The following is an 11,987-nucleotide window of genomic DNA, read 5'->3' as shown; positions in this document are numbered from 1 at the left end:
CGGGTAGCACGGCGGAAACATTGGCCACCTACCGTGACGCCATGGCGTCACGTCGGCGGTCCGCCCTGCTCGACAAGCTCGTCGTCGACCAGCCGGGCCGGCCCCAGCACGCGATCCTCGACGAGTTGCGCCGAGTGATCCTCTACTGCGCGGTGCCGCCCGGCAGCCCCATCCCGCTGGCCGATGTCGCCGATCTGTTCGGCGTGAGCCAGATTCCGGTACGCGAAGCGCTCAAGACGCTGATCGGGGAAGGGCTGGTGGCGCACCGGAGCAACGCCGGATATGCGGTGGCACAGCTGACCCGCCAGGAACTGCGCGAAATGTACATCGTGCGAGAAACATTGGAGACGGCCTCGCTGGCGGCGGCGATCGCCAATGCCACCGACGCCGATCGCGCGGCCGTCATGACCGCCAACGACGTTCTGCACGAGGCGCTGCGCGCCGACGATCCGGCTGCCTACCACCGGCAGAGCCGCGAGTTCCACCTCGCTCTCACGCGGCCCTCGCGCATGTACCGCCTGCTGCACATGCTCGAATCCGCCTGGAATGTCACCGAACCGGTGCAGTCGATGGTGCACGTGCGTGCGGCGGACCGGGCGGATCTGCACGCCGACCACTGCCAGATGGTGCGCGCGTTCCTCGCCGGCGACGTGGAGGAGTTGCTGACTGCGTCCGAGACGCACTCCCAGCGCCTCAACGCCCTGATCGCGACGCTGCCGACCGATGCCGGCTTGCTGGCAGCGGATATATCTTTCCCGCAATAGCGGAGTGTTTTCGCCGAAACACCGGCGCAACACACCGTGGTTACGGTCCGCGCATGACCGAGATCGACACGCCCCAGGCTGCCAAGGATCTCCCGCCCGGCACGGTCGTCGGCGCAGGGGACATCGTCGAAGCGTCCGGTCACCCTGTCGGGGGTGGCGTCATCAAACCGGGGTACGACCCACGGTTGACCAACGAGGACCTCGCGCCGCTGGGCAAGCAGACCTGGTCCTCGTACAACATCTTCGCGTTCTGGATGTCCGACGTGCACAGCGTCGGCGGCTACGTCACCGCGGGCAGTCTCTTCGCGCTCGGGCTCGCCAGCTGGCAGGTGCTTGCCGCGCTGCTGATCGGCATCGTAATCGTCTACGTGTTCTGCAACCTCGTCGCCAAACCCAGTCAGGCCACCGGTGTGCCGTATCCGGTGATCTGCCGCAGCGTGTTCGGCGTGCTGGGTGCCAACATACCCGCGATCATCCGCGGCCTGATCGCGGTGGCCTGGTACGGCATTCAGACCTACCTGGCCTCGGCAGCGCTGGATGTGGTGTTGCTCAAACTCTTTCCCGGTCTCGCCCCGTATGCGGATGTCGACACGCACGGTTTCCTCGGGTTGCCGCTGCTGGGCTGGGGCAGCTTCATCCTGCTGTGGATCCTGCAGGCGTGCGTCTTCTGGCGCGGCATGGAGGCTATCCGTCGGTTCATCGACTTCTGCGGTCCCGCAGTGTATGTCGTGATGTTCCTGCTGTGCGGCTACCTGATCTACAAGGCCGGATGGGGAGCGATCGACCTCAACCTCGGCGACGTCACCTACACCGGGCTCGATTCGGTGCCGGTCATGCTCGGCGCCATCGCGCTGGTCGTCTCGTACTTCTCCGGTCCGATGCTCAACTTCGGCGACTTCTCCCGCTACGGCAAGTCATTCGCCGCGGTCAAGCGTGGTAACTTCCTCGGGCTCCCGGTGAACTTCCTGGTGTTCTCGCTGTTGGTGGTCGTCACCGCGTCGCTGACGGTGCCGGTGTTCGGCGAGCTGATCACCGATCCCGTCGCCACCGTCGCGCGTATCGACTCGACCTTCGCGATCGTGTTGGGCGCGTTGACGTTCACCATCGCGACCATCGGCATCAACATCGTCGCCAACTTCATCTCCCCGGCCTTCGACTTCTCCAACGTCAGCCCGCAGCGGATCAGCTGGCGCGCCGGCGGCATGATCGCTGCGGTCGGATCGGTCCTCATCACGCCGTGGAACCTGTACAACAACCCGGAGGTCATCCACTACACGCTGGAGACGCTCGGAGCGTTCATCGGCCCGTTGTTCGGGGTGCTGATCGCGCACTACTACCTGGTGCACAAGCAGCGCGTCGTGATCGACGACTTGTTCACGCTGGACGAGAACGGAACCTATTACTATACCAAGGGATACAACCCCGCAGCAGTGATCACGACGGTCGTCGCCGCCGTGGCCGCGGTGATCCCGGTCCTGCTGGGCGGCTCGGTGGTCGGCATGCACACCGCCGCGCAGTACAGCTGGTTCATCGGGTGTGGCATCGGTTTCGGGCTCTACTATCTGCTGGCCACCCGGACCGCCCGGTTTGCCGTCGCGCCGGTGAGCCAGGGCTAACGCTCGGGCGGGTGGACCTCGCGCCAGTGCTCGGCGATCTCGATGCGCCGGGCCAGCCACACGTGATCGTGAGACAGCACGTGGTCGAGGAACCTCTCCACCGCTCGGCTGCGCGCGGGCCTGCCTGCCAGCCGACAGTGCAGTCCGACTGACAGCATCTTGGGGCGTCCGGCGAGCCCCTCTGCGTACAGCACGTCGAAAGCGTCCTGCAGATGGGCGAAGAACTCCTCACCGTTGGAGAAGCCGGCGGGAGAGGCGAATCGCATGTCGTTGGTGTCCAGCGTGTAGGGCACGACGAGATGGTTCGTACCGCTGACCCGCACCCAGTAGGGCAGATCGTCGGCATAGGAGTCCGAGTCGTAGGCGAATCCGCCGTGCTCGACCACCAGTCCGCGGGTATGGGGAGAGTCGCGCCCCGTGTACCACCCTCGCGGTGCCGCTCCGGTCAGTTCCCGCAAGATCTGCACGGCCTCGGCCATGTGCCTGCGCTCGACGTCTTCGGTAACTCGTTGATAGGAGATCCATCTGAGGCCGTGGCAGGCGATCTCGTGGCCCAGCTCGGTGAACGCAGCCACGGCGTCGGGGTTGCGTTGCAGGGCGCGGGCGACGGCAAAGACCGTCAAGGGGACTCCACGGCGCGAGAACACGTCCAGCAGTCGCCACAGCCCGGCGCGCGACCCGTATTCGTAGAGCGACTCCATGCTCATGTGGCGGTCGGGGAATGCCTCGGCCGGCGTCATCTCCGACAGGAAGGTCTCCGAGGCCGGATCGCCGTGCAGCACCGAATTCTCGGCACCCTCCTCGTAATTGAGGACGAACTGGACTGCGAGCGCGGCGCCCCCGGGCCACTGCGGGTCGGGCGGCGTGCGGCCGTAGCCGACCATGTCGCGCGGGTAGCTGTCGGGTTCCGCGTCGGCCATCGGATCATCGTCACAGACGGCGCGCTTCGCGGCGCGCCGAGGACAGCAAGGCTTGCCAAGCCGCACCGCCATGGCATAGGGAATGAGCCATGCCCATCGATCCCAACGCCGTCGGCGTCACCACCCCTGCCCAGACCTTCCGCTGGAAGGATCGGGACACCCTGCTCTACGCGCTCGGCGTCGGCGCGGGCATCGCGGATCTCGCCTTCACCACCGAGAACAGCCACGACATCGCCCAGCAGGTGCTGCCCACCTACGCGGTGATCGCGTGTTCGCCGTTCGCTGCGGCCGGGGTCATCGGATCGTTCGACTTCTCCAAGCTGCTGCACGGCTCGCAGAGCATCCGCCTGTTCGCACCGCTGCCCGCCGCCGGAGAGCTCAGCGTCGTCAACGAGGTCGCCGACATTCAGGACAAGGGCGAGGGCAAGAACGCGATCGTCATGCTCAAGGCCACCGGCAGCGATCCGGCCACCGGCCAAGCGGTCGCCGAGACGGTGACCACGCTGGTGATCCGCGGTGCAGGCGGCTTCGGTGGACAGCCCGGTTCACGGCCGGCCGCGCCCGAGATCCCCGACCGTGAACCCGATGCGACGGTCGCTCTGCCCACCCGCGAGGACCAGGCGCTGCTGTATCGGCTCTCCGGGGACCGCAACCCGCTCCACAGCGATCCGTGGTTTGCTGGTTTGGCCGGTTTCCCGAAGCCGATCCTGCACGGGCTGTGCACCTACGGCGTTGCGGGCCGCGCACTCGTCGCGGAGCTCGGCGCCGGCGACGCCACTCGCCTCACTGCCATCTCGGCGCGTTTCACCTCTCCGGTGTTCCCCGGTGAGACGCTGACGACGTCGATCTGGCGGACAACTGAAGGCCGCGCGGTGTTCCGTACCGAAGCGGCCGCCCCGGACGGATCGAACGCGCGGCTGGTGCTCGAGGACGGTGACGCGGAGTTCGTCGCCTGAGGCCTCAGGAGGCCACAGGTGTTCATTAGGGTGGGCAACTATTTGCTGCGCTGGTAATCTTCGCCTGTGGGTGGGGGTCATGACCTGAGTCGTAGGAGAGCTCGCCGGGGCCGCGCGCATGCGTGAACGTTTGCGCTTTTCGTGGCTCGGCGCAGTCGGTGCTGCGCTGTGGGGTGCCGACCACTACTACTGGTTTACTGCCATCCTCGCGGCCCGGGGCATGCAGACCGCGACGTGCCGGCTGGTCGCCCTGTGTATCGCCTCGCTCGGTCTGCTTCCCCTCGGCCTTCTTGCCAGCCCGGCGGGCCCTCAGACGTCGACGGGGCGGATCGCCACGGTGGTCATCGCGCTGAGCTGTTGCGCGTTGGCCACGCTGTGGCTTCGGGCGCACTGGCCGACACGGGCGCAGTCACTGCTCTGCGTACTGGTCGCGTCGGCGGCCATCGGGGTGTCGATTCTGATCCAGACCAATCCCGTGGTCGGGCTGACCGGGGCGGCCAACTACGCCGTGCTGACGGCGTTCGTGGTGAGTTTCCACACCCCGCGCCTGCTGACGGCGGTCTGGTCGGTCGGGGCGGTGACGCTGGGTGTGCTGATCGTCCACGTGGCGGCCGACGACCTGGCACTGGCTGTGTGTGCGGCCGGGATCATCGTGTTGCTCAACGTGTTCGTCGCGTTCGCCTGCCGGGCGATGCTCGTGCTGATACAGCCCGACACCCACCACGGCGACATCGAGCAGTTGACGGGGTTGTTGCACCGGGACGCGTTCTATCAGGCCGTGGCGACACTGCTCGCTTCGCGCAGCCGTAGCGACGACAGATACCTGGTCGTCGTCGCGGTGAACATCGACAGCTTCTCGCTGCTGCTGGGGTTGAGCGGGGCCAGCGGCGGCAACCGCGCCCGGGTGTCGGTCGGGCAGGCGCTGCGTGAGGTCGTGCGGCACAACGCGATCGTCGCGCACGTGTCCGACCACGACTTCCTCGTCGCCGACACGTTCACCACCGCCGACGCCTCCCCGCTGGTCGAGCGGATTCGCGGCGCGATATCCGTGACGCCCCAGCGCCTGACCGCCAGCATCGGCGTGGTCTGCACACCCCTGCCGCCGCTGGCGGCAGAGCCGCCCGACGATGTGCTGGACAAGCTGATCGCGATCGCCAACCAGGCCATCGAGCAGGCCAGGATGGCAGGCGGCAACCAGGTCCGCTACGTGCTGCGGCCGACGCTCGACGAAGACCCGGACGACGACGGCGACGATCCGCGCCCGGGCAATGGACGCATCGCCTGACGCATCGAACGGGTGTTCGATAGACTGTCCGGGTGGGTTGGCACAACGGTCCGCCGGGCTGGGGCGAGATGGAACGCGTCCTCAACAGCAAGCCGCGCCGTGCCGGCTGGCCCATCGACGAGCAGGCCGGCGACGGCGGTGACAGCCCCGCCTGGTCGCGCAAGCGGGGGGAGTACCAGCCACCGGATGCGCCCACCCGTCCACGCTCGTCGACACCGTATGCCGAACTGCACACCCACTCCGCCTACAGCTTCCTCGACGGTGCGAGCACGCCCGAGGAGCTCGTCGAGGAAGCGGATCGGCTGGGCCTGCGGGCCATCGCGCTGACCGATCACGACGGCCTGTACGGGGTGGTGCGGTTCGCTGAGGCCGCCAGGGAACTCGACATGGCAACCGTGTTCGGCGCCGAATTGTCCCTCGGGGGAGGGAGCCGCACCGACGATCCCGACCCGCCGGGGCCACACCTTCTGGTACTGGCCCGGGGGCCGGAGGGATACCGGCGGCTGTCCCGCCAGCTGGCCGCGGCACACCTGGCCGGCGGAGAGAAAGGCGTGCTGCGCTATGACTACGACGCGCTGACCGACGCCGCAGGTGGACACTGGCAGATCCTCACCGGATGCCGAAAAGGTCATGTCCGCCGCGCGCTGTCCACCGGCGGCCCGGACGCCGCGGCCGCTGCGCTCGCCGATCTGGTCGACCGGTTCGGCCGTGACCGGGTCACCGTCGAACTCACCCACCACGGGCATCCCCACGACGACGAACGCAACGCCGCGCTGGCCGCACTCGCACCTCGCTTCGGGGCGGGTGTCATCGCCACCACCGGTGCGCATGTCGCCGAGCCGTCCCGCGGTCGGCTCGCGATGGCGATGGGCGCGATCCGGGCCAGGCATTCGATGGACGAGGCCGCGGGATATCTCGCCCCGCTGGGTGGTGCCCATCTACGTTCGGGGGAGGAGATGACGCGGATGTTCGCCCACTGTCCCGAGGTGATCAGTGCCGCAGCCGAACTCGGCGAACAGTGTGCGTTCGGCCTGGCGCTCATCGCGCCCCAGCTGCCGCCCTTCGAGGTTCCGGCCGGCCACACCGAGAACAGTTGGCTGCGGCACCTGGTGATGCAGGGCGCGCGGGAGCGCTACGGTCCACCCGATCGTTCTCCGCGGGCCTACGCGCAGATCGAGCACGAACTGCGGGTCATTGAACAGCTCAACTTCCCGGGGTATTTCCTCGTGGTGCACGACATCACCCGGTTCTGCCGGGAGAACGACATCCTGTCCCAGGGGCGGGGTTCGGCGGCCAACTCGGCGGTCTGCTACGCGTTGAAGGTCACCAATGTCGATCCGGTGGCCAATGATCTGCTGTTCGAACGATTCCTGTCGCCGGCCCGCGACGGCCCACCCGACATCGACATCGACATCGAATCCGATCTGCGCGAGGACGCCATCCAGTACGTCTATCGACGCTATGGCCGCGAGTACGCCGCGCAGGTCGCCAACGTGATCACCTACCGTGGTCGCAGCGCCGTCCGCGACATGGCGCGTGCGCTCGGATTCTCCCAGGGCCAGCAGGATGCGTGGAGCAAGCAGCTCAGCCAATGGGGCAACCTGTCTGACGGCACCCACGTCGAAGGCATTCCCGAGCAGGTCATCGATCTGGCGCGACAGATCTCGAATCTACCGCGGCACATGGGAATTCACTCCGGCGGCATGGTGATCTGCGATCGACCCATCGCCGATGTGTGTCCGGTGGAGTGGGCGCGCATGGAGAACCGCAGCGTGCTGCAGTGGGACAAGGACGACTGCGCGGCCATCGGATTGGTCAAGTTCGACATGCTGGGGCTCGGCATGCTCTCGGCACTGCACTATTGCATCGACCTGGTCGCCGAGCACAAAGGCATCGACGTGGATCTGGCAACGCTGGACCTGTCCGAGACCGCGGTGTACGAGATGCTGCAGCGTGCCGACTCCGTCGGGGTGTTCCAGGTGGAATCGCGGGCCCAAATGGCTACCCTGCCCCGGCTGAAACCGCGGGTGTTCTACGACCTGGTGGTCGAGGTGGCGTTGATCCGTCCCGGCCCGATCCAGGGTGGGTCCGTGCACCCGTACATCAAGCGGCGCAACGGTGAGGAAGAGGTCGTCTACGACCATCCGTCGATGGAGTCGGCGCTACGAAAGACGTTGGGGGTGCCCCTGTTCCAGGAACAGCTCATGCAGCTGGCCGTGGACTGTGCGGGGTTCTCGGCCGCCGAGGCTGATCAGCTGCGCCGCGCCATGGGCTCGAAACGCTCCACCGAGAAGATGCGGCGGCTGCGGGGTCGGTTCTTCGACGGGATGGCCGAACTGCACGGCATCACCGGGGACGTCGCGCAACGGATCTACGAGAAACTCGAAGCATTCGCGAATTTCGGCTTCCCCGAGAGTCATTCGCTGAGCTTCGCCTCGCTGGTGTTCTACTCGTCGTGGTTCAAGCTGCACCATCCGGCGGCGTTCTGCGCCGCGCTGCTGCGTGCCCAGCCGATGGGGTTCTACTCGCCGCAGTCCCTGGTCGCCGATGCTCGTCGCCACGGCGTGGTGGTGCACGGCCCCGACGCCAATGCCAGCCTCGCCCACGCCACGCTGGAGAACGCGGGGACCGAGGTGCGGCTCGGACTCGGGGCCGTCCGGCACATCGGCGACGATCTGGCGCAGCGGCTGGTCGAGGAGCGGGCCCACGGACCGTTCACCTCGCTGCTCGACCTGACCGGGCGCGTGCAGCTGAGCGTGCCGCAGACCGAGGCGCTGGCCACCGCCGGTGCGCTGGGCTGTTTCGGCATCACCCGGCGGGAAGGGTTGTGGGCTGCCGGGGCGGCCGCCGCCGAACGTCCCGACCGGTTACCCGGGGTGGGTTCGTCGTCCCATGTCCCGTCGCTGCCCGGGATGACGGAGCTGGAGCTGACCGCGGCCGATGTGTGGGCGACAGGGGTGTCGCCCGACCGATACCCGACCGAGTTCCTGCGCGAGAACCTCGACGCCATGGGGGTCGTGCCGGCCGATCAGCTGCTGTCGGTGCCTGACGGCACCCGCGTGTTGGTCGCTGGTGCGGTGACTCACCGGCAGCGGCCCGCGACGGCGCAGGGGGTCACGTTCGTCAACCTCGAGGACGAGACCGGGATGGTCAACGTGCTGTGCATGCCGGCGGTGTGGGCACGGCACCGCAGGTTGGCCCAGACCGCGGCGGCGCTGGTGGTGCGCGGAATCGTGCAGAACGCGACCGGAGCGGTGACGGTCGTGGCCGATCGGATGGGCCCGCTGAGCCTGCGGGTGGCGTCCAAATCCCGCGATTTCCGCTGAATGTACCCTCGGCAGAATGACGCTCAACTTGTCTGCGGATGACGTTCTGACCACGACCCGCTCGGTGCGCAAGCGCCTCGATTTCGACAAGCCGGTGCCGCGCGAGGTGCTGATGGAATGCCTCGACATCGCATTGCAGGCGCCGACGGGCAGCAACAGTCAGGGCTGGCAGTGGGTCTTCGTGACCGACCCCGACAAGAGACTCGCGCTGGCCGAGATCTACCGCACCAATGCCACGCCGTATCTGAATGCCGAGAAGCCCACCTACGGCGACGAGCGTGACGAGCGAGCGCCGAAGGTGATGGATTCCGCGCGTTACCTCAACGACAACCTGGAGAAGGCCCCGGTCATGTTGATCCCGTGTCTGGAGGGCAAGCCCCAGGACACCGTGTCGGGTGCCAGCGCGGGCTACTGGGGATCGCTGCTGCCCGCCGTGTGGAGCTTCATGTTGGCGCTGCGCTCGCGGGGGCTCGGCTCGGCCTGGACCACGCTGCACCTGCTCGGCGACGGCGAGCGTCAGGCCGCCGAACTCCTCGGCATCCCGTTCGACTCCTACAGCCAGGCCGGGCTCTTCCCGATTGCCTATACCAAGGGCGCCGACTTTAAGAAGGCCAAGCGGCTGCCTGCCGAGCAGTTGACGCACTGGGATACGTGGTAGTCAGCCGCCGCTGGGTCACACACTGCTTGATCAAACACTGCCCGTGAAGTCGTGCTGACGCCACGCCTCGTACACGGCCACGGCGGCGGCGTTCGACAGGTTCAGTGATCGCCGGCCGTCCAGCATCGGGATGCGGACCTGTGCGGTGACGTGCGGGTCGGCGAGCGTCTCGGCATCCAGGCCGGTCGGTTCCGGCCCGAACAGCAGCACGTCGCCGGGTTCGTAGGCGATGTCGGCGAACGACGCCTGGGCGTGAGCGGTGAACGCGAACACCCTCGCCGGCATCACCGCGGCCCAGGCTGAGGCCAGGTCGGCATGCACCGTCACCGACGCCAGGTCGTGGTAGTCGAGGCCGGCACGGCGCAGCTTCGGCTCAGAGAGATCGAAGCCCAACGGTTCGACCAGATGCAGTTCGCACCCGGTGCCTGCCACCATGCGGATCGCGTTGCCGGTATTGGGCGCGATACGCGGCGAATAGAACATCACCTTGAACACAACAGGGTAACCTCTCAACGTGCGTGTTCTCGGAAGGGTACGACTCTCTAGGGCAACCGAAGAGTCGACGTCGGTCGAGCGTCAGCGCGAGATCATTCAGCAATGGGCCGATGCCAGCGATCACACCGTCGTCGGGTGGGCTGAGGACATCGACGTGTCGGGGTCCGTCGACCCGTTCGATACCCCACAGCTTGGGCCGTGGCTCGGAGACCGGGCGCCCGAGTGGGACGCCCTTGTCGCCTGGAAACTCGACCGGCTTGGACGCAACGCGATCCAGCTCAGCAAGCTCTTTGGCTGGGCGCAGGACCACGGCAAAACGGTGGTCTCGTGCTCAGAGTCCATAGACCTGACGACGTGGGCAGGCCGGATGCTTGCCAGCGTCATCGCCGGCCTCGCAGAGGGGGAGCTGGAGGCCATTCGAGAGCGGCAGAAGTCATCTCGGGCCAAGCTCCGCCAGACGGCCCGCTGGCCCGGTGGGAAGCCGCCCTACGGCTACTCAGCCGTCAAGGGTGACGCCGGCTGGATTCTCGTCGTGGACGAGGAGGCCGCTGCTGTCGTCCGTCGAGTCGTCGGTGAGGTCATCGACGGGAAGGGCTTGGCCTCCGTCGCCAAGCAACTGACTGCCGAGGGCTACCTGACCCCGTCGAGGTACTACGCGACAGTCAAGGCCGGAGCCCCGATGATCCGCGCCGAGGGCGAGGGCAGCGGAACCTGGAAGACTACGGCGCTCCGCAACATGCTCAGGAGCCGTGCCCTGCGCGGGTTCGCTCACCACAAAGGGGAGACCGTGCGGGACGCTGACGGCGCCCCCGTTGAGCTTGCGCCGGCCCTGATTACCGGCGACGAGTGGCAGCTACTCCAAGGGGCGCTGGATCGCGTCCAGGAGGCCAAGAGCCGGCCACGGCCCGAGGCTAGCCCGTTGTCAGGGGTGGTGTTCTGTCTCGACTGTGGTGGGCCACTCCACCATGACCGGACATCGGTCAAGCGAGAGAACCGAATCTACGTCTATCGCTACTACAGGTCGGCGTGTGGGCACACGCCCATGATTCGGGCGGACGATCTCGAACAGCGGGTGGAAGCTGCCTTCCTAGATGAGCTCGGAGACGTGCTCATCCGGGAGCGGGTATGGGTGCCGGGGGATGCACGAGAAACCGACCGCAGGGAGGCAATTGAGGCTCTGGACGACCTCGCGGCAGTGTTGAGCCGCGCTGCTTCGGAGACGACCAGGCAGCGTCTCCAGATGCAGATCGAGAAGGTAGACCGCCGACTCTCGGAGCTCGACTCGCAGCCGGCGAGAGAGGCTCGGTGGGAGTACAGGCCGACAGGCGGCACCTACGGGTCCGCCTGGGAGACAGCGGACGCAGCCGGTCGACGGCAGTTGCTCATGAGGTCGGGCATCACGATTGCAGCCCGTCAACTGGAGGCAGCGATCCGTGTTCCACCCGAAATATGGGACATGGCGGGGATCGACGGGACCGAAGTAATGGCGCGGCGGGAGGCCGCTGCGGTCATCGAGCGAGCCAGCGCTGGAGTGCCGGAACCGCTCGTTTAATGTCAAGTAGGTTGTCTAGCAACATTTTTGAGTGTGCGTGTTCCCGTGACACGGAGCGGCTTAGGTGCTACGAATGTCACACACCAAGGGGAGGAAAGCGGATATGGCCGACTGGCTGAGCGCAATCAGGGCAGACCGACAGATGATCGACACCGACGCGGTTGTCGGTGCCTTCCTCCTGCCAGAGCCAGATCGCATCTGGTCTCTGAGCGAAGTCCTTCTCGGGCTTCGCGGGGAGCATGAGTTATCGGACCTGGCCGACTCCGTCGATGCGCTCTCGAATGCGGGGTTCATCTCAGTCATGGCCGAGGTCGGCTGTGACGACCAGCACCGAGACGGCTTCTGGGGCGATGGGTGTACTGACCCAACATGCCGGGACGTCCTGTTTGAGCTGACCCTAGACCCCATCTGAGCT

Annotated in this window: 10 protein-coding genes; 8 read left to right on the top strand and 2 right to left on the bottom strand. The window is 66.9% G+C overall.

Annotation, left to right across the window (positions count from 1 at the left end):
- The first annotated feature begins 41 nt into the window (after positions 1–41).
- Positions 42–764 (top strand): GntR family transcriptional regulator, encoded by a 723-nt coding sequence (locus DMB80_RS02170; protein ID WP_111508381.1) that lies wholly within the window; start codon positions 42–44, stop codon positions 762–764.
- 53 nt (positions 765–817) lie between these two features.
- The gene (locus tag DMB80_RS02165; protein ID WP_111508380.1) at positions 818–2,380 is read left to right on the top strand and encodes an NCS1 family nucleobase:cation symporter-1; all 1,563 of its coding nucleotides are present in this window, start codon (positions 818–820) and stop codon (positions 2,378–2,380) included.
- Here DMB80_RS02165 and puuE read toward each other — a convergent pair.
- The gene (gene puuE / locus DMB80_RS02160; RefSeq protein WP_111508379.1) at positions 2,377–3,300 is read right to left on the bottom strand and encodes an allantoinase PuuE; all 924 of its coding nucleotides are present in this window, start codon (positions 3,298–3,300) and stop codon (positions 2,377–2,379) included. The genes DMB80_RS02165 and puuE overlap by 4 nt on opposite strands.
- 89 nt (positions 3,301–3,389) lie before the next feature.
- Between puuE and DMB80_RS02155 the strand changes: the two genes are divergently transcribed.
- The 4 genes from DMB80_RS02155 to DMB80_RS02140 all read left to right on the top strand — a co-directional run bounded on the left by DMB80_RS02155 (position 3,390) and on the right by DMB80_RS02140 (position 9,525).
- On the top strand, positions 3,390–4,256 hold the full coding sequence (locus DMB80_RS02155) for a MaoC/PaaZ C-terminal domain-containing protein (RefSeq protein ID WP_111508378.1): 867 nt from the start codon (positions 3,390–3,392) through the stop codon (positions 4,254–4,256).
- A gap of 118 nt (positions 4,257–4,374) precedes the next feature.
- Entirely contained in the window at positions 4,375–5,541 is a 1,167-nt protein-coding gene (locus tag DMB80_RS02150; RefSeq protein ID WP_111508377.1) for a diguanylate cyclase domain-containing protein, read from the top strand.
- A 32-nt stretch (positions 5,542–5,573) separates the two neighbouring features.
- Positions 5,574–8,867: an error-prone DNA polymerase gene (locus DMB80_RS02145; RefSeq protein ID WP_111508376.1), complete on the top strand. Its 3,294-nt coding sequence runs from the start codon at positions 5,574–5,576 to the stop codon at positions 8,865–8,867.
- Between the two features lie 16 nt (positions 8,868–8,883).
- Entirely contained in the window at positions 8,884–9,525 is a 642-nt protein-coding gene (locus DMB80_RS02140) for a nitroreductase family protein (protein ID WP_111508375.1), read from the top strand.
- Between the two features lie 30 nt (positions 9,526–9,555).
- On the opposite strand, the gene DMB80_RS02135 is transcribed toward DMB80_RS02140, so the two are convergent.
- A complete protein-coding gene (locus DMB80_RS02135) occupies positions 9,556–10,008 on the bottom strand; it encodes a tRNA (cytidine(34)-2'-O)-methyltransferase (RefSeq protein ID WP_420812114.1) in 453 nt (150 codons plus the stop codon).
- A 31-nt stretch (positions 10,009–10,039) separates the two neighbouring features.
- Between DMB80_RS02135 and DMB80_RS02130 the strand changes: the two genes are divergently transcribed.
- Together DMB80_RS02130 and DMB80_RS02125 are read left to right on the top strand one after the other, a co-directional pair.
- Positions 10,040–11,572 carry a recombinase family protein gene (locus tag DMB80_RS02130; protein WP_240430968.1) on the top strand — a complete coding sequence of 511 codons (1,533 nt, stop codon included), beginning with the start codon at positions 10,040–10,042 and terminating at the stop codon, positions 11,570–11,572.
- A 103-nt stretch (positions 11,573–11,675) separates the two neighbouring features.
- Entirely contained in the window at positions 11,676–11,984 is a 309-nt protein-coding gene (locus tag DMB80_RS02125; RefSeq protein ID WP_162938386.1) for a hypothetical protein, read from the top strand.
- Positions 11,985–11,987: the final 3 nt, after the last annotated feature.

Origin of the sequence: Mycobacterium kyogaense (genome assembly GCF_003254575.1) — a bacterium.
Lineage (GTDB): Bacteria > Actinomycetota > Actinomycetes > Mycobacteriales > Mycobacteriaceae > Mycobacterium > Mycobacterium kyogaense.
Note: the sequence above shows the minus strand (reverse complement) of the source record. Positions and strands in the feature narration are given on the sequence as shown.